Below are 20,195 nucleotides of genomic sequence, written 5' to 3'. Positions count from 1 at the left end.
GCAGATGGGGCGATGCGGTCGAGCCATCCCGCGGCAGTCCATTCGGCGCTGGACGCTATTCGGCCGCAGGCCTCAGCGCTTCGCGTCGTAACGCTGGCGGTGCTCGTGAATGGTTGCGAGATGCGCGCGCGCCCATTGTGCCAATTGGTGCACCGGCTTGGACAGCGATCGACCGAGCGCGGTCAGCGCATATTCCACCTGCGGCGGCGTGGTGGCAGCGACCGTGCGCGTGACCATGCCGTCGCGCTCGAGCGTCTTGAGAGTCCGGGTCAGCATCTGCTGCGAGATACCGCCGACCTGGCGCTTGATGTCATTGAAGCGGCGCGGCCGGTCGCGGAGCGCTACCACCACCTGCACCGTCCATTTTTCCCCGACCCGGCTGAGGACCTCGCCGACGTCGCGGCAATCGGTGGGAGCGTCGTGCGGCGCGGTCACATCCATATGAGTTGGTCCTAAAAATATGCGTTCTTGCCGAGCAAGCCGATAGTCACATATCCGGTGCTGGTCAACATTCTAGACCGTGTGAACGTTGCCTGTTTCACACCGTACCATCAGCACGGAGACCATCATGATCCTCTACCAACATGCCGGCGCCTGCAGCTTGGCCGACCACATCGCGCTGATCGAGGCGGGGCTTCCCTACAAGCTCGTGAGCATCAATCGGGACAAGCGGACCGACGACGGACGCGATTTCATGGCGATCAATCCCAGGGGCTTCGTTCCGACGCTTGAGCTCGACGATGGGACGGTGCTGACGGAGAACCTCGCCATTCTCGCCTACATCGCACACCAAAGCGGCACGTTGCTACCCGCCGAGGGCATCACCCGCTGGCGCGCGCTGGAGGCCACCTCCTTCATGACCACCGAGATCCACGGCAATTTCAAGCCGTTCTTCCACTCTGATGCGACACAAGCGGAGAAGGACAAGGCTCGGCAGAAACTGCTCAAGCATTTCGCCTCGCTCGCAGACCAGCTCGGCGATAAGCCGTTCCTGTTAGGTGAATGGATGACAATCGCCGACCCCTATTTGTTCGTGATGCTGATGTGGGCCGATAGGCACGGGATCGAAATTTCGGAGCGCCTGCGAACCTATTTCGCGCGAATGAAGCAATTGCCCTCCATCGCACAGGCGCTCGCCGAGGAAGGCCTTGCCTGAGCCCGAACACTGCCTCGTCATCCGGCGGCCGCGTCGCGTCCACTCGCGCGGCAGGCTCCGGTAACAGAAGAAGTGACGTATGTCATTGCGGGGCAGCCCGCGGGGCTGAACCCGGACTCTCGCGCCATAACATCCAGATTCCGGGTTCGCGCTGCGCGCGCCCCTGAATGACGTTGAAGGCCATGTGGACACACGCGACGTCATCCAGATCGCCATGAGTGCGACCAGCATCAGCGTCTTCGCCGCGCCCGGGGAAACCGGGCTGCGACGCCCGATACGACGTCTTCGATGATTTCCTGCAATTCCGCTCGCGTCGCACCGTCCCGTGCCTGGATCGAGATGCCTTGCATGACCGCGGCCAAATGCCGGGCCAGGCGATGCACCTCGTTCTTGTCGGCAAATGGGCGGAGTGCCTGCGCGATTCTCTTGCGCATGGCATCACGGCGCGAGGCCGCATCGCGAGCAAGCGGGGCATGCTCGGAGTGACAGGCAATCATGCCACTGGAGATCATGCAGCCGAGCTCGCGATCGGGATGGGTGACGGCCTTGACGGCCGCCTCGAGCAACCGCCGCACCGCCTCCGCGAGTGATGTCGCCGAGCCGATCGAGGTTACATCGAGCAAACCGAGCGTCTGCTCGTACCGGTTAAGCGCTTCCAGATAGAGCCCGGCCTTGCTGCCGAAGGCGGCATACAGGCTCGGAGGCGCCACCCCGATCGCCTTGGTCAGGTCACCGATAGAGACCCCTTCATAGCCGTGGCGCCAGAACAGCCGCATGGCGATCTCGATCGCCTGATCCCTATCGAAGCTCCACGGCCGCCCGCCGCGCGATTTCGCACCCTGTTCCATAATGGTCACTAAACAACGGCTTGACAGGCGCCGTCAACTCGGTTGAATAGTGATCACTAAACAATATAACGGATCATTCATGGATTCCTCACGACGCACAGTTTTGGCCGGCGCCATCGGTCTCGGCGCTTTGGCCGTTAAAACCGGCATTGCCCAGGTCGCGCCTCCGGCGCGCGCGGCGGGCACCAGAGAGGCGGCCAACGGTCCGGCGATGCCCGCCGCTCCGCACGAGCCGTTCTTCGCGCGGTCGTCCGACGGCACGATGCTGGTGGGCGAGGCTCAGGGCGAGCCGCAGGCACCCGAGATCCTGTTCATCCATGGCTTGCGCCAGAGCCGGCTGAGCTGGGACAAACAGTTCGCGGACACGGCGCTGGCGGGCTTCCGCATGGTCCGGTTCGACCTTCGCGGCCACGGAGATTCCGACAAGCCCACCTCCACGGACGCCTACTCGGATGCCGATCGTTGGGCGGACGATATCGCAGCGGTCATCGCGAGCGCGAAGCTCCGCCGGCCGGTGCTCGTGGGCTGGTCACTCGGCGGCTACGTTGCCGGTGCGTATCTTGGCAAGCATGGCGGCTCACAGATTGCAGGGATCAACCTGGTCGATGCGGTCACCAAGCTGTCGCCGGATCTCCTCACCCCGCTGGCCGGCACATTCACCCGCACGACCACCTCGCACGATTTGGCGGAACGGGCCGCGGCGACGGCCGACTTTCTCGCCGCCTGCTTCCACCAGCCGCCGACCGGCAACGAGCTCCAGCGCATGCTCGTCATCAACGGTATGACGGCCCGCGTCGTGAACGAGGGCTTCGTCAAGACCGCGACATCCGATCTCGAGCCCGTCTTCCGCGACTACGCCGGCCCGATCCTGCTCACGCATGGCGTGCATGACCGACTGGTCCGTCTGGCCATGTCGGAGCGGATCAAGGCGCTCCATCAGGGGAGCCGCCTTTCCGTGTACGACGATAGCGGCCACAGCCCGTTCTACGAAGAGCCGGCCCGGTTCGGCCGAGAGCTTGCCGCGTTCGTGATCGCGGCCACCAAGAGCTGATGACTTCCATCGCAACACAGGATCAAAGCGCTATGTCGAGAGGCGATGCCGCGCCGCCGTTCTTTCCCGGCTTCCGGATGCTGGATGTAGAGGCGGGCGGCGTCCGCTTCGCCGGCGTGATCGGCGGCGACGGCGCGCCGCTCCTGCTCCTTCACGGCTTCCCCGAGACGCATATCGCGTGGCGTAAAGTCGCCCCGGCTCTGGCGCGTCAGCACACGGTGATCATCCCCGACCTGCCGGGCTATGGCGCGAGCCGGCCCCATGCGATGACGCCGCGCTGGACCAAACGGCGGGTTGGCGCGGCGCTGGTGGCCCTCATGCAGACGCTAGGATATGCGCGGTTCGCACTCGCGGGGCACGATCGCGGCGCGCGCGCCGGGTACCGTCTGGTGCTCGATCATCCCGGCGTCGTCGATCGCTTTGCCTCGCTCGCGGTCATTCCGACGCTCGATGCGATGCTCGCGGTCGACCATCGGTACGCCCAGAAGAGCTATCACTGGTTTCTGCTGGCGCAACCGGCGGACCTCCCCGAACGCCTGCTCGCCGCGGCGCCGGATGCGGTGATCGATCGCGCCTTCGCGACCATGAACGCGGAGAGCGATGATGTCATCGAGCCGGCAGCGAGGGAGGCATACCGTGCCGCGTTCCGCGAACCTGCGGTGCGACACGCGATGTGCGAGGACTATCGTGCCGCACTGGATGAAGATCTTGCCCATGACCAGGCCGACCGCGCAGCGGGACGCAAGCTGGACTGCCCCGTCCTCGTCCTCTGGCCAAGCTCCCAGGAGGTCGCCGGCCGTCCAAGCCGGGTCGATATCTGGAAAGGCTGGGCGGACGACGTCACGGGCGGGGCGACGACCGGCGGTCATCTCCAGCCCGAAGATCGCCCGGAAGAGGTCAGCGCGGCCCTCGTCCCGTTCTTCGCGCGCGAGTCGGAGGCACGAGTGCCCCTGCAAGGCTCTGACGTTTGACATCAGCCGTGTTCGAGGCTTCCAAGATAGGCGCAAAACATGTCGGCCATGGCGTCGGCATAGGCCGCGATCTCTGCGGACGTTCGAGGGCTTTCCGAAAAGTGCTTTCCAACCGCGCTGAGCGTCGATGTGATCAGCTCGCCGGCCAAAGCACCCGTTGCTTCTGAGGCCGATGGCAACGCCTCGCGCATGAAGACCTGGATCGTGCGGTCGCCCGACGCCCTCGCCTCCTGCGCCTCGGGCGCATCGCGATAGAGAGGGGCGGCGTCATTGAGCGCCACGCGCATGGCGGCCTCGTCACATTCCGAACGGATGAATGCGTGGACCAGGGTGCGCAGCCGTTCGAGCGGCGGTCTCTTGATGTCCTGGAGGATGGTCCGCAGCAACTCGGTCGTCTGCCGCCATTCGTCGCATTGGAGGCGAAAGAGGATCGCCGCCTTGTTCGGGAAGTACTGATACAGCGATCCGACGCTGACGCCGGCCTTTTCGGCCACCCGCGCCGTCGTGAAGCGCTGCGCGCCCTCCTTCGCCAAAACCTGAACCGCTGCCTGCAGAATGATTGCGACGAGCTCGGTCGAGCGGGCCTGCTGCGGCTGTTTTCGTGAGGAAATTAAAGGGCTTCGGAGATCGGCCATTGAACGCGCGGGTAATGCGAATAGCAAATGCGAATGATTATTCGTATTTCTGGTCCAGCGCAAGAACGCGCATCTTAGACCGGAGACGTACATGACCACCCTGACGACCGCCCCGCTTGGCCCGCTGCTGGACCGCTTGTTCGAAGAGGCCGATGCGGCATCGACCCAGATCGACTCGGCCGTGGCCGATCTCTCAGATCAGGAGCGGGCGCGCCTGATGCGGAGCAAAACCGATTACCGCGACCTCTACGGGCGCTTGAAGGACGCTCCGCTTGCCGTCTCGCGAGAGACCGGCGCGTTGCTCTATATGCTGGCGCGAGGCTCGCGAGCGCGGGCGATCGTCGAGTTCGGGACCTCTTTCGGCATCTCGACCCTGCACCTCGCCGCAGCGCTGCGGGACAACGGCGGAGGCCGTCTGATCACCAGCGAGTTCGAGCCGTCCAAGGTGGCCCGGGCGCGGGATCATCTGACGGCCGGCGGTCTCATCGACCTCGTTGAGATCCGGCAGGGCGACGCCCTGCAGACACTTAGCGCCGATCTCCCTGATACGGTCGACCTGCTGCTGCTCGACGGGGCCAAGGGCCTCTATCCCGAGATCCTGAGCCTGGTGGAGAGCCGTCTCAGGCCTGGCGCCTTCATCGTCGCCGATAACGCCGATTACAGCCCGGACTACCTGGCGCGCGTGCGCTCGCCGGCGAACGGTTACCTATCGACGCCGTTCGGCGAGGATGTCGAGCTGTCGATGCGGATCGGCTGAAGCTGGACGGAGTCCGTGGCGTTCGCAGGATCGGTTGAGCAGCGCGAAGCTCATCGTGCTTGCCGACAGAGCCGATGGGTTTTGCTACGCTCAACCACCCTGCGCACCCGCTTTTGCGGGTGATGACCAAAGGCTCATGCCCGCTTCTTCACGTCCTTGACGTTGGAGAAGCTGATGCCTTCGGCACGCTCTTTGGTGTAGCCGAGATAGAATTCGTTCTTGGCCAAGTAGACCGGGTCGCCGTCGACATCGTCGGCGATCGAAGAGGTGTTGGAGGCAATGAAGGCATCCAGCTTCTTGCGGTCGTCGGAGGAGACCCAGCGCGCGAGCTGGAATTCGGAGACCTCGAACTCCACCGGCAGCGAATATTCGGCATCGAGCCGCGCCTTCAGCACGTCGAGCTGCAGCGGGCCGACCACGCCGACCAGCGCGGGCGCGCCGTCGCGCGGGCGAAACACCTGCACCACGCCCTCCTCCGACATCTGCTGCAACGCCTCTTTCAGCTTCTTCGCCTTCATGGCGTCCGTGAGCCGCACGCGACGGACGATTTCCGGAGCAAAGCTCGGCACCCCGACAAAGGTGATATCTTCGCCTTCGGTCAGCGTGTCGCCGATGCGCAACGTGCCGTGGTTGGGAATGCCCACGACGTCGCCGGCGAATGCCTCATCGGCAACCGAACGGTCCTGGGCGAAGAAGAATTGCGGACTCGACAGCGGCATGGCCTTGCCGGTGCGCACCAGCTTGGCCTTCATGCCGCGGCTGAGCTTGCCGGAACAGAGCCGCGCAAAGGCGATGCGGTCGCGATGGTTCGGATCCATATTGGCCTGGATCTTGAACACGAATGCGCTCATGCGCGGCTCGGCCGCCTGCACCTTGCGCAAGTCGCTGTCCTGCGCACGCGGCGGCGGCGCGAATTGGCCGAGCCCTTCCAGGAGGTCGCCGACGCCGAAATTGCGCAAGGCGCTGCCGAAATAGACCGGCGTCAGATGGCCTTCGCGAAACGCCTCGAGCTCGAACGGCTTGCAGGCTTCGCGCACCAGCTCGAGCTCGTCCTTGATCGCATCGACGTCGAGATTGGGGTTGAACTTGGTGAGCTCGGCGATGTCGATCTGCTGCGCGGCGCCGGTCTTGGCACCGCCGCCCTCGAGCAGGCGCACGCCGCCGTTCCTGACATCATAGGTGCCGAGGAAATCACGGCCTCGCCCGACCGGCCAGGTCATCGGCGTGGTGTCGAGCGCCAGCGTCTTCTCGATCTCGTCCAGGAGCTCGAAGACATCACGGCTCTCGCGGTCCATCTTGTTGATGAAGGTGATGATGGGAATGTCGCGGAGGCGACAGACCTCGAACAGCTTGCGCGTCCGCGCCTCGATGCCCTTGGCGGCGTCGATCACCATCACCGCGGAGTCGACCGCGGTGAGCGTGCGATAGGTATCTTCCGAAAAGTCCTCGTGGCCCGGCGTGTCCAACAGGTTGAACACGAGCCCCTCGAACTCGAAGGTCATCACGGACGTGACGACCGAGATGCCGCGCTCGCGCTCGATCTTCATCCAGTCGGAACGGGTGTTGCGCCGCTCGCCCTTGGCCTTGACCTGGCCGGCGAGGTTGATAGCGCCGCCGAACAGCAGCAGTTTTTCCGTCAGCGTGGTCTTGCCGGCGTCGGGATGGGAGATGATGGCAAAAGTCCGACGGCGCGCCACTTCGGTGGCGAGCGGCGTGGCGGACACGTCGGCGGCGAGAGCAAGGTCAGACATGGGCAAGGGCGTTGGATTCGGGCTCGGGCGAGCGTGTGACAAAGAAAGGCGATGGGATCAAGAGTTGCACGGAGCCTCATAACGCCCCGTCAACTGCGACATTAAATGCACTTGCATCCATCTCGGACGGCAGGCACTACGTACCCCATATAGGAGTGCGGGGACGATCTCGCACGCCCCTCGCATTCGATCGCGACAAGGCCGCCACCGGTCCGCTCTGGGCCTCGTTCGGGAACCCCGCGTTCATGGAAATAAGGCGATCCGCTATGGCCTGGTTCATTTTGTTCGTCGCCGGACTGATGGAGGTCGGCTGGGCGATCGGCCTGAAATATACCGAGGGCTTCACGCGGCTGGTGCCGTCGATCCTGACGCTCGGTTGCATGGTCGCGAGCGTGCTGCTGCTGGGTCTGGCCGTGAAAACGCTGCCTATCGGAACCGGCTATGCCGTGTGGACCGGCATCGGAACTGTAGGCACCGCGATGCTCGGTATTGCCCTGCTCGGGGAGCCGGCCACGGCGGTGCGGCTCGGCTGCATCGGCCTGATCGTCGCCGGCATCGTGGGCCTCAAGCTGGTGGCCTGACCGTTCAGCGCAGCGCCTGCACCATCCAATAGGCCAGTGCGGCCACGACGGCGGAGGCCGGGATCGTAATCACCCAGGCATAGACGATGGTGCTTGCGACGTTCCAGCGCACCGCGGAGGCGCGTCGCGCGGCGCCGACCCCGACGATGGCGCCGGTGATGGTATGGGTGGTCGAGACGGGAATCCCGAGGAATGTCGCCATGAACAGCGTCGCCGCGCCGCCTGTTTCGGCGCAAAAGCCCTGCATCGGTGTCAGTTTGGTGATGCGCAGGCCCATGGTGCGCACGATGCGCCAGCCGCCCATCAAGGTGCCCAGCGCCATCGAAGCCTGGCAGGCCAGGACCACCCAGAACGGCACCGCGAACTCGCGGCCTAGATAACCCTGCGAATAAAGCAGCACGGCGATGATGCCCATGGTCTTCTGCGCGTCGTTGCCGCCATGGCCGAGCGAATAGAGCGAGGCCGAGCCGAATTGCAGAATGCGGAAGGCGCGATCGACCGCAAAGGGCGTCGAACGCACCGAGGCCCAGGAGACGATCGCGACCAGCACGGTGGCGAGAAAAAATCCGATCAGCGGCGACAGCACGATGGCCGCGATCGCCTTGGACAGGCCGCTCCAGACGGCCGCGGAAATCCCCGCCTTCGCCACGCCGCCGCCGACCAACCCGCCAATCAAGGCATGCGAGCTGGAGGACGGGATGCCAAGCCCCCAGGTGATCACGTTCCAGACGATGGCGCCGACCAGCGCAGCAAAGATCACCTGCGCATCGACTACGGAAGGCTCGATGATGCCCGTGCCGATCGTATGGGCGACGTTGAGCCCGAAGACCAGGAAGGCAGCGAAGTTGAAGAACGCCGCCCAGAACACCGCGAATTGCGGGCGCAGCACGCGGGTGGAGACGATGGTCGCGATCGAATTGGCGGCATCGTGCAGGCCGTTGAGAAAGTCAAACAGCAGCGCGACGGCAATCAGGCCGATCAGTACCGGAAGACCTAGCGTGACGTTCACGGCGCCGCCCTGGACCGTCGCGCTCTTCGAGCCACCTCTCTCCGACAGGGAGCGGTGAAACAAACCTGCGGGCACAGCGAGTCAATCAACGATCATCTCCCCTAAAGTGCGATGGGATTAGGTCGAATTGCCACCGCGCTTTAGATTCTTGTTTGAGCATGATCTGTTCGGAAAACCGCTTCACACTTTTCCGGATCATGCTCTAGACCTGCTCGATCACGATGGAGTTGATCTCGTTGGCGACGTCGTCGAAGCGGTCGGCGACCTTTTCGAGGTGGTCGTAGATCTCGGCACCGACGATAAAGTCCATGGTGTTGCCGTGCCGATGCTTGAGGTAAAGCTCCTTCAGCCCGATGTCGTGGAGATCATCGACGCGGCCTTCCAGCTTGGTCACCTCTTCCGTGATCTGGGTGAGCAGCGAGACGTTGGCGCCGATCGCCTGCAAGAGCGGCAGCGCGCGGCCGACGAGCTGCGCGCACTCGACGAGCAGCCCGCCCATCTCCCGCATGGTCGGCTCGAACTCGCGCACCTCGAACAGCAACACCGCCTTCGCCGTCTGCTGCATCTGGTCGATGGCATCGTCCATCGCGGTGATGAGGGCGGTAATGTCGCTGCGGTCGAACGGGGTGATGAAGGTCCGCCTGACAGCGGTCAGTACCTCGCGGGTGATGCCGTCCGCCTCGCTCTCGAATTGGTTGACCTTCTGGCAGAAGGCGAGCGTCTGCTCCCCGCCCCGCAGCACTCCCTGGAGCGCCTGTGCGCCGTTCACGACCGTTGCCGAATGTCGGGCGAATAGGTCGAAGAACCGTTCCTCCCTGGGCAGAAAGGCGCGAAACCAGCGCATCATGGCGTCGAATCCATCGTTTCCCGGCAGCCGCCTGCCTTGAGCCTGCTCCAGGACTCATGGCGAGCTGCGTCACAAAACTGTCATAAACGGATTTCGAGGCAAAAGCCCACCTACTCCGGCAGGCTCAAGCCGATCATCCACCGCTTTATGGGAAACGCCAGAGGCGCGGAAAACGGCGCCCTTACAGCGATCGCTTAAAGTAATGCGCGACCTCGCCGATGATGCCGCGGCGGAACAGGAGCACGCAGGCGACGAAGATCACGCCCTGGATCACCGTGACCCATTGGCCGAACCCGGCCAGATATTGCTGCATGGCGATGATGACGAACGCTCCAACGACCGGCCCGAAAATGGTGCCGAGTCCGCCGACCAGCGTCATCAGCACGATCTCGCCCGACATGGTCCAGTGCACGTCCGTGAGCGATGCATTCTGGGCGACAAACACCTTCAATGCCCCGGCAAAGCCGGCCAGCGTGCCCGACAGGATGAAGGCCAGCCACTTGTATTGATCGGTCTTGTAGCCGAGCGAGATCGCGCGCTGCTCGTTCTCCCGGATCGACTTCAGAACTTCACCGAAAGGCGAGTTGATCGTGCGGTAGATCAGGAGGAAGGCACCGAGGAAGCCGGCCAGCACCACGTAATAAAGGATCGTCGGTTGCGAGAGATCGAAGACGCCGAACAGGCGGCCCTGCGGGATACCCTGGATGCCGTCCTCGCCATGGGTGAACGGCGCCTGCAGATAGATGAAATAGAGCAGTTGCGACAGCGCCAGCGTGATCATCGAGAAATAGATGCCCTGGCGGCGGATCGACACGTAGCCGGTCACGATAGCCAGCGCGAAGGCGGCGGCAGTGCCGACGACGATGCCGAGTTCGGGCGGCAGGTTCCAGACCTTCAGCGCATGGGCGCTGCAGTAACCCGCCGTCCCTAAGAACATCGCGTGTCCGAACGAGAGCAAGCCGCCGTAGCCGATCAGGAGGTTGAAGGCGCAGGCGACCAGCGCAAAGCACAGCGCCTGCATCACGAAGAACGGATAGATGCCGGTGAACGGCACGATCGCAAGCAGCACCGCCATGAGGCCGAACACGATCATCTCGTCGCGCATCGCGCGCGGCGTGATCGGCAAGGTGTCGTCGGTCATTGCTGTCATGTCAGGCCGCCCGTCCCGTCAGTCCCGTCGGCTTTACCAGCAGCACCAGCACCATGAGCACGAACACCACGGTGTTGGAGGCCTCGGGATAAAAATATTTGGTCAATCCCTCGATCACGCCCAGCGCAAAGCCGGTGATGATCGATCCCATGATCGAGCCCATGCCGCCGATCACCACCACCGCGAACACGACGATGATGAGGTCGGCGCCCATCAGCGGGCGCACCTGGTTGATTGGGGCCGAGAGTACGCCGGCCAGCGCCGCGAGCCCGACGCCAAGCCCGTAGGTCAGCGTGATCATCCGGGGCACGTTGATGCCGAAGGCACGGACCAGCGTGGGGTTTTCAGTGGCCGCGCGCAAATAGGCGCCAAGCCGCGTCCGTTCGATCAAAAACCAGGTCGCGAGACACACGACGAGCGAGAACACCACGACCCAACCGCGGTAGATGGGCAGGAACATGAATCCGAGATTCATGCCGCCCCTCAATTGATCGGGAATGGAGTAAGGCAGGCCGGAGGAGCCGAAATAGTTCTGGAACACGCCCTGGATGATCAGCGCCAGGCCAAAGGTGAGCAACAGGCCATAGAGATGGTCCAGCCCGGTCAGCCATTTCAGCATGGTCCGCTCCAGGATCATGCCGAAAATACCGACCACGAGCGGCGAGATGAGCAGCGCCCACCAATAGTTGATGCCGAACAGGTTGAGTAGGAAGTAGGCAACGAAGGCGCCCATCATATAGAGCGCACCATGGGCGAAATTGATGATGTTGAGCATGCCGAAGATCACGGCAAGCCCGAGACTGAGCAGCGCGTAGAACGAGCCGTTGATCAGTCCCACCAGAAGCTGTGCGTAAAGGGCTTGCATCGGTTCTCTCTCGACGCTCCGTTCATCTCAATTTACGAAGTGCGGCGGCAGGCCCGGCCGCCGCACTTCCAGGGTCACTTCTTCAGCAAGGGACAAGTGCTCTTGTCCAGCGGCGTAAAGGCCTCGTCCGCGGGAATGGTGGACACGAGCTTGTAGTAATCCCACGGTCCCTTGGACTCGGACGGCTTCTTGACTTCGAAGAGATAGGCCGGATGAATGGTGCGACCATTCGGCTGGATACTGCCCTTGCCGAACAGGGCATCATCGGTCGGAATTTCCTTCATCTTCGCGACGATCTTGGCGCCGTCATGCGGGTTGCCGCCGAGGGCTTCCAGCGCCTTGAAGTAATGCGACAGGCTGGCGTAGACGCCGGCGTGCACCATGGTCGGCATGTTGTGGTTCTTCATCCGCTCCTGGAACCGCTTGGCGAAGGCGCGCGTCCCATCGTTCATGTCCCAGTAGAAGGTCTCGGTGAAGTTCAGCCCCTGTGCCGTGTTCAAGCCGAGCGAGTGCACATCGGTGATGAACAGAAGCAACGCCGCGAGCTTCTGGCCGCCGCTCGTGATGCCAAATTCGGCAGCCTGCTTGATCGAATTGGTGGTGTCGGCTCCTGCATTGGCCAGGCCGATGATCTTGGCCTTGGAGGCCTGCGCCTGCAGCAGGAAAGAAGAAAAATCAGCCGTGCTCAGCGGAGCCTTGACGCCGCCGAGTACCTTGCCGCCCGCCGCCTGGACGGCCGCCGTGGTATCGCGTTCGAGAGCTGCGCCGAAGGCATAATCAGCCGTGAGGAAGAACCAGCTATCGCCGCCGTTCTTGGTGAGGGCCGAACCGGTGCCGTGGGCCAGGGTGTAGGTGTCGTAGGTCCAATGAATCGTGTTGGGCGTACATTGCGAGTTGGTCAGATCGGACGTACCCGCGCCGGAATTGAGCAGGATACCATTCTTCTCCTTGACGATGTTGGAGACCGCCAGCGCGACGCCGGAATTGGGCACGTCGACGATGACGTCGACTTTATCGACATCGAACCATTGCCGCGCAATGTTGACGCCGATATCGGGCTTGTTCTGATGATCGCCGGCGATGATGTCGATCTTCCAGCCCTTCCCTGTCAACCCTGAGTCTTCCACGGCCATCTGCGCCGCAAGGGTCGACCCCGGCCCGCCGAGGTCCGCGTACAGGCCGGACTGATCGGAGAGTGCGCCGATCTTGACGACCTTGTCGTCGGCGTGCGCGAGGCTCGCCGCCGCGAGCGTGAGCGCCGTCGTCAGCAACAAGGATGCAATCGATTTGGTTTTCATTGTTTATTCCTGACCTTTTCTCGTTAATCTTCGCCGTGCCGTTAAACGCCAAGGTAAGCGTGCAGCTTTTCCATGTTGGCCTGCAGTTCGCTGTTGGCAAAACCGTCGATGATCTTGCCGTGCTCGACGACGTAGTAGCGGTCGGCCACGGTCGAGGCCCAGCGGAAATTCTGTTCCACCAGAAGGATGGTAAAGCCCTCCTTCTTCAGCCGCGCGATGGTATGGCCGATCTGCTGGATGATCACGGGCGCGAGGCCTTCGGTCGGCTCGTCCAGCATCAGGAAGCTTGCACCGGTGCGCAGGATGCGCGCGATCGCGAGCATCTGCTGCTCGCCGCCGGAGAGTTTCGTCCCCTGGCTTTTCAGCCGCTCCTTCAGGTTCGGGAACAGGTCGAAGATCTGGTCCAGCGACAGCCCGCCTTGCCGCACCACCGGGGGGAGCAGCAGGTTTTCGCGCACATCGAGGCTGGAGAAGATGCCGCGCTCCTCGGGGCAGAAGGCGATGCCTGCCCTCGCGATCCTGTCGGACGACGTGCGGATCATCTCCTGGGCGTTGAAGCGGATCGACCCCGAGCGTTTGCCGATGATACCCATAATCGACTTCAGCGTCGTGGTCTTGCCGGCGCCGTTGCGGCCGAGCAGCGTGACGACCTCTCCGGCGTTCACGCTGAAATTGATGCCGTGAAGAATATGCGACTCGCCGTACCAGGCTTCGAGATTGGCGACCGACAGGATCTCGCCGCCCGCTGCGGACGCGGTTCTCGCGGGCGCTTCAGCCAAGGGCAAATCAGGCATGACCGGCTCCGAGATAGGCTTCCTTGACGCGCTCGTCCTTGGAAAGATCGGCATATGACCCTTCGGCCAGCACATGGCCGCGCGTCAGCACTGTGATGACGTCGGAGAGGTTGGCGACGACGCTCAAATTATGCTCGACCATCAGGATGGTGTATTTGGCCGAGATGCGCTTGATCAGTGCGGCGATCTTGTCGATGTCCTCATGGCCCATGCCGGCCATCGGCTCGTCCAACAGCATCATCTCCGGATCGAGCGCGAGCGTCGTCGCGATCTCCAGCGCCCGCTTGCGTCCATAGGGCATTTCGACCGCGGGCGTGTTGGCAAACTCGCTCAGGCCCACATCGTTCAACAATTCCAGCGCCCGCCCGTTGAAGCGGTTGAGCACGGACTTGGAGCGCCAGAAATCGAAGGATTGGCCGTGCTGACGCTGCAGCGCGACCCGGACATTTTCCAGCGCGGTGAGATGCGGGAATACCGCCGAGATCTGGAACGAGCGCACCAAGCCCAGCCGCGCGACGTCGGCCGGCGCCGTCGCCGTGATGTCCTGCCCCTTATAGAGAATAGTGCCCGCGGACGGCCGCAGGAACTTGGTGAGGAGATTGAAACACGTGGTCTTGCCGGCCCCGTTGGGACCGATCAATGCGTGAATGTGCCCACGTCTAACCTTCAGCGAAACGTCGCGAACGGCGAAGAATCCCGCGAATTCCTTGGTCAATCCGTGGGTCTCGAGAATGAACTCGTCAGCCAAACAATTTCCCCCTCCCGCGCACGATCTGGCGTGCACGGCTCGTTTTTAACGCAACGGGCAGTTTCCCAGGAAACGCGCGGGAAAACCGTCCCGAACCGCCGCCTCCGGGGCGGAATATGCCGTCATCTCCCCCGCTTACGCAAGGCGGAAAGCTTTATCCGCCCCCGTGGCGTGCCGCCGCGCGGCTCCGCCCTTAGTCGCATGATCGACGACACGCGGCCGGGAGCGGCTGTAGCGCAAGGTCCACCATTCCGCTAGAGGCGAAAAATTTGCCTTCGACGCTGGTTGGCCGACCTCCCCTTCATAGAAAATTTTCCCTTGGATGGGAAACTTCGTCTGTTGCAGTGGACGTGGGTTTCAGCCGTGGATTTCGAGAGCGGGGGCCCTTCGGTCGTCAAATCAATCAGGCAGCGCGAACTCCTGAACGGCTGGCTCAGGCTGTACGCGCGCGAGCAGTCATTGCCGCGGATCGCCGAATATCAGCCGGAGCGGCTGGAGGAGGAGAAACCGGACCTCGTCTATTATACGGTCGAGGCCGATCGCGACCCGCCGCGCTTCACCATCCAAAGCGAGGGTACGCGGATGTCGAGCGCCTACGGCCACACCGGCAAAGGCCACTATCTCGACGCGTATGTCGGTCCGCGGCTCGCGCCTTACGTGATGCCGGTCTATTACGAATGTGTGAGACGGAAACTTCCCGTCTACACGGTTGCGCATATCGATGATACTTACGGGCGAATCGTCGCCTATGAGCGGCTGCTCATGCCATTTTCGAACGGCGGTGCCGTCACCGATGTCCTCGCGTCGCTGAAGACGATTTGCGAGGACGGCGGCTTTGAAATCAAGAATCTGATGCGGGGAAATGACACGCTGCCCAGGCCCAAAATTCGCGCCGTCATCGACCGCGATCTGTCTTACCGCGCCCCCGGCCGCATTCCGGCGCGCGACGTGATTGAATTCAACTAGACATGGAATTCGCCAGCGCCAATCCCTCGGTGGTGAGGTCCATCCAGCAACGCGTGCTGCTCAACGCCTGGCTCCGTGCGCTGCGCGAGCCGAACGGCCTGCCTGCGATCGCCGATTTCCGGCATGATGGGGGTGCCGACGAACTCGCCGATATGATGATTTTCAACGTTGAAGGCGCGGGCGAGAGCGCACGGTTTTTCATCACTCAGGAAGGATCGCGGCTCGCGGCTGCCTATGGCCGCGAAGACCTCGATCCCGCCGCACGCATCCATCGCTATCTCGATGCCGCGGTCGAGCCGGTCGCCTACGCGCGTGCCCTGCCCTGCTATCGCGCCTGTGTCGCACGCAGGCGGCCGACCTATTCCATTGCGAAGGTGAAGGACCTGGACGGCAAGGAGGTGTCGTTCGAGCGCTTGCTGCTGCCGTTCGGCCGCGGCGATGAGGTCGAGCAGATCGTGGGCTCCTACAAGGCGATCAGCATCGAGGGCGGCTTCAAGATCACGAATCTGATGGGCCCGCGCGCCGACTCGCTGCCGGTGCGGATGCTCAACGCCGTGATCGACCTCGAACTCGCGCATCGGCCCCCCGGCGTGCGCGCCTCCGACGACATCATCGAGGCGGATTAGCCAAACGTATCCTCGCCCACCGAGATCTCGGCCAGTCGCGATGCGTGCGGCTCTGCCGGGACGGTTGCGCGGACGTCCTCGCGAAACGTTGCGGGCGTCAGCCGGGTGCGGTCGACCGACAGGTCGAAAATGTCGAACCGGTTGTAGTAGCCGACCACATCGTGAAATTGCTTGGGCTCGACGCATCGGTTGAGATCGATCTCGGCATAGGCAATGCCCTCGTCGTCCTGCAGCACGTCGCCCATCATCTCGCCAGTCGGATCGACGAAAAAGCTCGCCGCGCGCGGCGTCCGATCGATCACATCGGCGATATCAGGATCGCGTTCGATCAGACATGCACGCATCGCCGCATCCATATAGCCCGCGGTGACGATCCCGAATACCTTGGCCTCGAAGCAGTGCGCGCTGGCACGGATGCGGTTGGCGACCACGTTGTTGAAGTTGCCGCCGCCCGCGGGTCTCCGTGTCGGCCACATCGGCGGCCAGCTCGAGACGTGCACCTGCTCGCCCTGGGCCATCAGCGCGAAGCGCGCCAGCGGATTGGTGTTCTCGCCACAGATCAGGCATCCGACGCGCCCCAGCCGCGTTTCCGCAAGCTTCAGACCGGCACCGTCGCCGGATGACCAAACCAGCTTCTCGTAGAAGGTCGGCACCAGCTTGCGGTGATGAACCAGAACGTCGCCCTCTTCGCCGATCAGCAGGTTGGCGTTCCACAATCCGCCGGCGCTCACCGGCGAACGCTCGCTGATGCCGATCGAGACCGTCACCCCAAGCGCCCGCGCCTCGGCGCAGAGCCGTGCGACTTCGGGGCCATCCGCCAGCACGGATTGATCGGCCATGCGGACGAACAGGTCATGATTGTCGATCGGCGCCCACAGGGCGGCCCAGACCGGAAAGGCGGGGATGTAGGTCTCGGGAAAGGCGATCAGCTCCGCGCCGGCCTTCGCCGCCTCGCGCATGATGGCAACGGCCTTTTCGGTCGTCGCCTGGCGGTCGAGAAAGACGGGCGCAGCGTGGACGGCGGCAGCCTTGAAGCGAGGGAGCATGGGTTCTTCCGCTCTCATTGATCGATTGCCGCCGACCGGTATCATTTTCGCCGCTCTGCGCCGCATCTGAATTGTCGCAAGGCCTCTTGCGAAGGATCGGAAGGCTTGACTGGAACGAGATTTGCCTCTCGCAATCCCGTCCAAACCGTCGGAGGCCAGGATGTTCGATACGCTGAACTGGGACGACCTGCGGGTTTTCCTCACCGCGGCGCGTGCCGGGAATCTCAGCCAGACCGCGAAACGGATGCGCCTGGACCACTCGACGGTCAGCCGCCGGATCGCTCAGATGGAGGCCGCGCTCGGGATCGCGGTGTTCGAGCGGCACCGCACCGGGCTCAAGCTCAACGATATCGGCGAACGGCTCCTCCGCCATGCCGAGCGGGTCGAGAGCGCGGTGATTGCCATCCGCGAGGAGGCCAGCGCCGGTGACGCCCAGGAGCTGGTCGGAACCGTGCGCCTGGCCACCATGGAGGGCATCGCCTCGCTCTATCTCGCGCAACGCTTTGCCAATCTGCGTCGGGTCGCGCCGCAACTCACGATCGAGCTCGTTACCTCGCCGCAGACGGTTTATGTGCATAAGCGCGAGGCCGATCTATTCGTCTCGTTTTTCCGGCCGCCTGGTCCCGGCCTGATCTCCGAGCGTATCGGCAAATTCAGGCTCGGCCTTTATGCCGCTCGCGCCTATCTGGACAGCCACGGGACACCCGCAACCTTGCGCGACCTGCATGAGCATTGGTTCGTGTCCTATATCGAGGATCTGATCCAGGTGGACTCGGTGCGCTGGCTCGCCGACGTCATCGAGCACCCGAAAGTCGCCTTCCACTCGAACAGCATGATCGCGCAGATGAACGCTGCTGCCGGCGGCCTTGGCATCGTGCTGCTGCCAAGCTTTGCGGTCGCAGGCCGGTCGGACCTCATGGCCGTTCTTCCCGATGTCGCGGCGACCACCCGCGAGGTGTGGCTCAACGTTCATAGCGACCTGCAATTCGCTCCCCGCATTCGCGCCGTCCGCGCCTTCCTCAAGAACACCCTCAAGCGGGACCCGGACATGCAGGTCTCGCTCGGGGACGCTGTGCCGGAGCTGCGCACGGCAGATTGCAAAAATCCGTAGTTCCCTTTGCAGAGGGCGCGGCGGAAGCTTCATGCACGCGCCTGGCCGGGGCGCACGCAAGATCCCGCAAGATGTAAGGGGCGACGTGACCGCTATCATCTCTGGCAACGCCGATCCGGCGCAGCGCGGCGCAGTGCTCGCCAAGAAACGGCTAAAGTTCGCGCTGGTCCTGAGCGCGGCCATGGTCGTCATCTATTTCGGCTTCATGGGACTGTTTGCCTTTGACAAGCCGCTGCTTGGAACCGTGCTGGCTCCGGGGCTTTCGCTTTGCATCGTGCTTGGTCCGCTCGTGATCATCTCCTCCTTCCTGCTTTGCCTCGCTTACGTCATCTGGGCGAACCGCGTGTTCGACAGCGGCGTTCGCAAGCTCGCTCGCTAGGGAGGACGGAGATGGGCAGCAACACGCTTTCGATCGGCTTCTTCTTCGCCTTCATGGCGCTGACGCTCGCGATCACTTATTGGGCCGCGCGACGAACCCGTACGACCGAGCACTTTTTCGCCGCCGGCGGCGAAGTCACGCCCTGGCAGAATGGCTGGGCGCTGGCGGGAGATTTCCTGAGCGCCGGCGCCCTGCTCGGCATTGCCGGAATCGTCACGTCGAACGGCTTCGACGGCATGATCTACTCGATCGGATGGCTGGTCGGCTGGCCGATCATCCTGTTCTTGATTGTCGAGCCCCTGCGCAATGTGGGGCGCTTCACCTTCGCCGATGTAGTGGCCTACCGCCTGCGGCAACGGCCCGTGCGGCTTGCGGGCGCCGTGGGCACGATCGCCGTGATCCTGTTCTATCTGATCGCGCAGATGGTCGCGACGGGATCGCTGATCAAGCTGCTCTTCGGCCTTCCCTATATATGGTCCGTCGTCGTGGTCGGCGGCGTGATGCTGATCTACGTGCTGTTCGGTGGCATGCTGGCAACGACCTGGGTCCAGGTGGTCAAGGCAGCGCTGTTGATGGCCGGCGGCGTTGTGCTCGCACTCCTGGTGCTGACGCATTTCGACATGAGCCCGCTGAAGCTGTTTGCCGCAGCATCCGAAAAATACGGCGCGCGGGTTCTGCAGCCGGGATCGAAGGTGGTGTCGGGACGCTGGGATGCGATCTCGCTCGGGATAGGCCTGATGTTCGGAACTGCCGCGATGCCGCACGTGCTGATGCGGGCCTATACGGTGAAGGATTCCAAGGCGGCACGGCTCTCGATCCTGTACGCGACCGGCCTCATTGGCCTCTTCCATCTCATGGTGTTCATCATCGGCTTCGGTGCGATGGTGCTGGTCGGCCCCGAGGCGGTGGCCAAGGCCGGTGGCGGCGGCAACATGGCGGCTCCACTCCTGGCATTGACCGTGGGCGGCAATGCCTTCTTCGGCTTCATTTGCGCGGTGTCCTTTGCCACCATGCTGGCCGTGGTCGCCGGCCTGACGCTCTCAGGCGTTGCCACACTCTGCCACGATGTCTGGACCAATGTGGTCAGGAACGGCTCGGCGTCGGAGGCCGAACAGCTCAGGATTGCACGAGTCGCGACCGTGGCCATCTCCATCCTCGCCATTGTCCTGGGCATCGCTTTCGAGGGCCAGAATGTCGCGTTCATGGCGGGACTTGCGTTCTCGATCGCCTGCGCCGCCAACTTCCCCTCGCTCGTCCTCGCCATCACCTGGCGCCGCCTCACGACGTCAGCCGCCGTCGCCAGCATTCTCGTGGGAACGATCAGCTCGCTCGTCCTGATCTATCTGTCGCCGACCATCCAGGTCGACATCCTCGGCAAACCCTTGGCGCAGGTCGAACATGAATGGTGGTTCGTGTCGCTGCGCAATCCCGCCATCATCAGCCTGCCGCTGTCGTTCTGCGTGGCCATCGTCCTGTCGTTGATCACGACCGAGGCCAACGCCGACGCCACGTTCGACGAGATGCAGGAGCGGATGCTGCTCGGACCGCTGCAGGCGAGCGTGCCGCCGCGGCCCCGAACCAAGAGTGCGGCTTAGCAACCGACGGC

22 protein-coding genes are annotated in these 20,195 nt (G+C 63.3%); 10 read left to right on the top strand and 12 right to left on the bottom strand.

What is annotated here, in order from left to right:
- Positions 1–72: 72 nt before the first annotated feature.
- Complete coding sequence (locus tag F758_RS0121950; protein WP_024509898.1) at positions 73–441, bottom strand: winged helix-turn-helix transcriptional regulator; 369 nt, start codon at positions 439–441, stop codon at positions 73–75.
- A gap of 127 nt (positions 442–568) precedes the next feature.
- On the opposite strand from F758_RS0121950, the gene F758_RS0121945 reads away from it, so the two are divergent.
- Positions 569–1,156 carry a glutathione S-transferase N-terminal domain-containing protein gene (locus F758_RS0121945; protein ID WP_024509897.1) on the top strand — a complete coding sequence of 196 codons (588 nt, stop codon included), beginning with the start codon at positions 569–571 and terminating at the stop codon, positions 1,154–1,156.
- A 230-nt stretch (positions 1,157–1,386) separates the two neighbouring features.
- Here F758_RS0121945 and F758_RS0121940 read toward each other — a convergent pair whose 3' ends face one another.
- Positions 1,387–2,004: a TetR/AcrR family transcriptional regulator gene (locus F758_RS0121940; RefSeq protein ID WP_024509896.1), complete on the bottom strand. Its 618-nt coding sequence runs from the start codon at positions 2,002–2,004 to the stop codon at positions 1,387–1,389.
- Between the two features lie 103 nt (positions 2,005–2,107).
- Between F758_RS0121940 and F758_RS0121935 the strand changes: the two genes are divergently transcribed.
- Both F758_RS0121935 and F758_RS0121930 read left to right on the top strand, forming a co-directional pair.
- Positions 2,108–3,055 carry an alpha/beta fold hydrolase gene (locus F758_RS0121935; protein ID WP_245286547.1) on the top strand — a complete coding sequence of 316 codons (948 nt, stop codon included), beginning with the start codon at positions 2,108–2,110 and terminating at the stop codon, positions 3,053–3,055.
- Positions 3,056–3,087: 32 nt separating this feature from the next.
- Positions 3,088–4,026, top strand: a complete 939-nt coding sequence (locus F758_RS0121930) for an alpha/beta fold hydrolase (protein ID WP_024509894.1) — start codon at positions 3,088–3,090, stop codon at positions 4,024–4,026.
- Positions 4,027–4,028: 2 nt separating this feature from the next.
- Here F758_RS0121930 and F758_RS0121925 read toward each other — a convergent pair whose 3' ends face one another.
- Positions 4,029–4,661 carry a TetR/AcrR family transcriptional regulator gene (locus tag F758_RS0121925; RefSeq protein WP_024509893.1) on the bottom strand — a complete coding sequence of 211 codons (633 nt, stop codon included), beginning with the start codon at positions 4,659–4,661 and terminating at the stop codon, positions 4,029–4,031.
- Positions 4,662–4,752: 91 nt separating this feature from the next.
- On the opposite strand from F758_RS0121925, the gene F758_RS0121920 reads away from it, so the two are divergent.
- Positions 4,753–5,418 (top strand): O-methyltransferase, encoded by a 666-nt coding sequence (locus tag F758_RS0121920; protein ID WP_024509892.1) that lies wholly within the window; start codon positions 4,753–4,755, stop codon positions 5,416–5,418.
- 134 nt (positions 5,419–5,552) lie between these two features.
- On the opposite strand, the gene F758_RS0121915 is transcribed toward F758_RS0121920, so the two are convergent.
- Complete coding sequence (locus F758_RS0121915; RefSeq protein ID WP_024509891.1) at positions 5,553–7,169, bottom strand: peptide chain release factor 3; 1,617 nt, start codon at positions 7,167–7,169, stop codon at positions 5,553–5,555.
- Positions 7,170–7,435: 266 nt separating this feature from the next.
- On the opposite strand from F758_RS0121915, the gene sugE reads away from it, so the two are divergent.
- On the top strand, positions 7,436–7,750 hold the full coding sequence (sugE, locus tag F758_RS0121910) for a quaternary ammonium compound efflux SMR transporter SugE (protein ID WP_024509890.1): 315 nt from the start codon (positions 7,436–7,438) through the stop codon (positions 7,748–7,750).
- Between the two features lie 4 nt (positions 7,751–7,754).
- Here the strand turns inward: sugE and F758_RS0121905 are convergent, their stop codons facing one another.
- From F758_RS0121905 to F758_RS0121875, 7 genes are all read right to left on the bottom strand, one after another.
- Positions 7,755–8,759, bottom strand: a complete 1,005-nt coding sequence (locus F758_RS0121905) for an inorganic phosphate transporter (RefSeq protein ID WP_024509889.1) — start codon at positions 8,757–8,759, stop codon at positions 7,755–7,757.
- Positions 8,760–8,961: 202 nt separating this feature from the next.
- Positions 8,962–9,606, bottom strand: coding sequence for a DUF47 domain-containing protein (locus F758_RS0121900; protein ID WP_024509888.1), 645 nt, complete (start codon positions 9,604–9,606; stop codon positions 8,962–8,964).
- A 181-nt stretch (positions 9,607–9,787) separates the two neighbouring features.
- Positions 9,788–10,756, bottom strand: a complete 969-nt coding sequence (locus tag F758_RS0121895) for a branched-chain amino acid ABC transporter permease (protein ID WP_024509887.1) — start codon at positions 10,754–10,756, stop codon at positions 9,788–9,790.
- A gap of 1 nt (position 10,757) precedes the next feature.
- On the bottom strand, positions 10,758–11,621 hold the full coding sequence (locus F758_RS0121890; protein ID WP_024509886.1) for a branched-chain amino acid ABC transporter permease: 864 nt from the start codon (positions 11,619–11,621) through the stop codon (positions 10,758–10,760).
- Between the two features lie 74 nt (positions 11,622–11,695).
- Positions 11,696–12,919, bottom strand: coding sequence for an ABC transporter substrate-binding protein (locus F758_RS0121885; RefSeq protein WP_024509885.1), 1,224 nt, complete (start codon positions 12,917–12,919; stop codon positions 11,696–11,698).
- A 41-nt stretch (positions 12,920–12,960) separates the two neighbouring features.
- Positions 12,961–13,713, bottom strand: coding sequence for an ABC transporter ATP-binding protein (locus tag F758_RS0121880; protein ID WP_024509884.1), 753 nt, complete (start codon positions 13,711–13,713; stop codon positions 12,961–12,963).
- Positions 13,706–14,461, bottom strand: a complete 756-nt coding sequence (locus tag F758_RS0121875; protein WP_024509883.1) for an ABC transporter ATP-binding protein — start codon at positions 14,459–14,461, stop codon at positions 13,706–13,708. The genes F758_RS0121880 and F758_RS0121875 overlap by 8 nt, the downstream gene beginning before the upstream one ends.
- Positions 14,462–14,824: 363 nt before the next feature.
- Here F758_RS0121875 and F758_RS0121870 point away from each other — a divergent pair, with 363 nt between their 5' ends.
- Together F758_RS0121870 and F758_RS0121865 are read left to right on the top strand one after the other, a co-directional pair.
- Entirely contained in the window at positions 14,825–15,427 is a 603-nt protein-coding gene (locus F758_RS0121870; protein WP_024509882.1) for a PAS domain-containing protein, read from the top strand.
- Positions 15,428–15,429: 2 nt separating this feature from the next.
- On the top strand, positions 15,430–16,053 hold the full coding sequence (locus tag F758_RS0121865; RefSeq protein WP_024509881.1) for a PAS domain-containing protein: 624 nt from the start codon (positions 15,430–15,432) through the stop codon (positions 16,051–16,053).
- Here the strand turns inward: F758_RS0121865 and F758_RS0121860 are convergent.
- A complete protein-coding gene (locus F758_RS0121860) occupies positions 16,050–17,099 on the bottom strand; it encodes a carbon-nitrogen hydrolase family protein (RefSeq protein ID WP_024509880.1) in 1,050 nt (349 codons plus the stop codon). The genes F758_RS0121865 and F758_RS0121860 overlap by 4 nt on opposite strands.
- A gap of 160 nt (positions 17,100–17,259) precedes the next feature.
- On the opposite strand from F758_RS0121860, the gene F758_RS0121855 reads away from it, so the two are divergent.
- Genes F758_RS0121855 through F758_RS0121845 form a run of 3 tightly spaced genes read left to right on the top strand, consistent with a single transcriptional unit; the run spans position 17,260 to position 20,184 of the window.
- Positions 17,260–18,210 (top strand): LysR family transcriptional regulator, encoded by a 951-nt coding sequence (locus tag F758_RS0121855; protein WP_024509879.1) that lies wholly within the window; start codon positions 17,260–17,262, stop codon positions 18,208–18,210.
- Between the two features lie 31 nt (positions 18,211–18,241).
- On the top strand, positions 18,242–18,589 hold the full coding sequence (locus F758_RS0121850; RefSeq protein WP_084305560.1) for a DUF485 domain-containing protein: 348 nt from the start codon (positions 18,242–18,244) through the stop codon (positions 18,587–18,589).
- 11 nt (positions 18,590–18,600) lie between these two features.
- Positions 18,601–20,184 carry a solute symporter family protein gene (locus F758_RS0121845; protein ID WP_024509877.1) on the top strand — a complete coding sequence of 528 codons (1,584 nt, stop codon included), beginning with the start codon at positions 18,601–18,603 and terminating at the stop codon, positions 20,182–20,184.
- The last annotated feature ends 11 nt before the right edge of the window (positions 20,185–20,195 follow it).

Origin of the sequence: Bradyrhizobium sp. ARR65 (assembly GCF_000472385.1) — a bacterium.
Classification (GTDB): Bacteria; Pseudomonadota; Alphaproteobacteria; order Rhizobiales; family Xanthobacteraceae; genus Bradyrhizobium.
This window is presented reverse-complemented; position numbering and strand designations above follow the sequence as displayed.

Coding starts and splice junctions, on each gene's coding strand:
- F758_RS0121930 (WP_024509894.1), top strand. CDS start 3,088: ATGTCGAGAGGCGATGCCGCGCCGCCGTTCTTTCCCGGCTTCCGGATG.
- F758_RS0121885 (WP_024509885.1), bottom strand. CDS start 12,919: ATGAAAACCAAATCGATTGCATCCTTGTTGCTGACGACGGCGCTCACG.
- F758_RS0121945 (WP_024509897.1), top strand. CDS start 569: ATGATCCTCTACCAACATGCCGGCGCCTGCAGCTTGGCCGACCACATC.
- F758_RS0121860 (WP_024509880.1), bottom strand. CDS start 17,099: ATGCTCCCTCGCTTCAAGGCTGCCGCCGTCCACGCTGCGCCCGTCTTT.
- F758_RS0121900 (WP_024509888.1), bottom strand. CDS start 9,606: ATGATGCGCTGGTTTCGCGCCTTTCTGCCCAGGGAGGAACGGTTCTTC.
- F758_RS0121925 (WP_024509893.1), bottom strand. CDS start 4,661: ATGGCCGATCTCCGAAGCCCTTTAATTTCCTCACGAAAACAGCCGCAG.
- F758_RS0121915 (WP_024509891.1), bottom strand. CDS start 7,169: ATGTCTGACCTTGCTCTCGCCGCCGACGTGTCCGCCACGCCGCTCGCC.
- F758_RS0121845 (WP_024509877.1), top strand. CDS start 18,601: ATGGGCAGCAACACGCTTTCGATCGGCTTCTTCTTCGCCTTCATGGCG.
- F758_RS0121890 (WP_024509886.1), bottom strand. CDS start 11,621: ATGCAAGCCCTTTACGCACAGCTTCTGGTGGGACTGATCAACGGCTCG.
- F758_RS0121865 (WP_024509881.1), top strand. CDS start 15,430: ATGGAATTCGCCAGCGCCAATCCCTCGGTGGTGAGGTCCATCCAGCAA.
- F758_RS0121855 (WP_024509879.1), top strand. CDS start 17,260: ATGTTCGATACGCTGAACTGGGACGACCTGCGGGTTTTCCTCACCGCG.
- F758_RS0121920 (WP_024509892.1), top strand. CDS start 4,753: ATGACCACCCTGACGACCGCCCCGCTTGGCCCGCTGCTGGACCGCTTG.
- F758_RS0121850 (WP_084305560.1), top strand. CDS start 18,242: ATGCACGCGCCTGGCCGGGGCGCACGCAAGATCCCGCAAGATGTAAGG.
- F758_RS0121880 (WP_024509884.1), bottom strand. CDS start 13,713: ATGCCTGATTTGCCCTTGGCTGAAGCGCCCGCGAGAACCGCGTCCGCA.
- sugE (WP_024509890.1), top strand. CDS start 7,436: ATGGCCTGGTTCATTTTGTTCGTCGCCGGACTGATGGAGGTCGGCTGG.
- F758_RS0121895 (WP_024509887.1), bottom strand. CDS start 10,756: ATGACAGCAATGACCGACGACACCTTGCCGATCACGCCGCGCGCGATG.
- F758_RS0121950 (WP_024509898.1), bottom strand. CDS start 441: ATGGATGTGACCGCGCCGCACGACGCTCCCACCGATTGCCGCGACGTC.
- F758_RS0121940 (WP_024509896.1), bottom strand. CDS start 2,004: ATGGAACAGGGTGCGAAATCGCGCGGCGGGCGGCCGTGGAGCTTCGAT.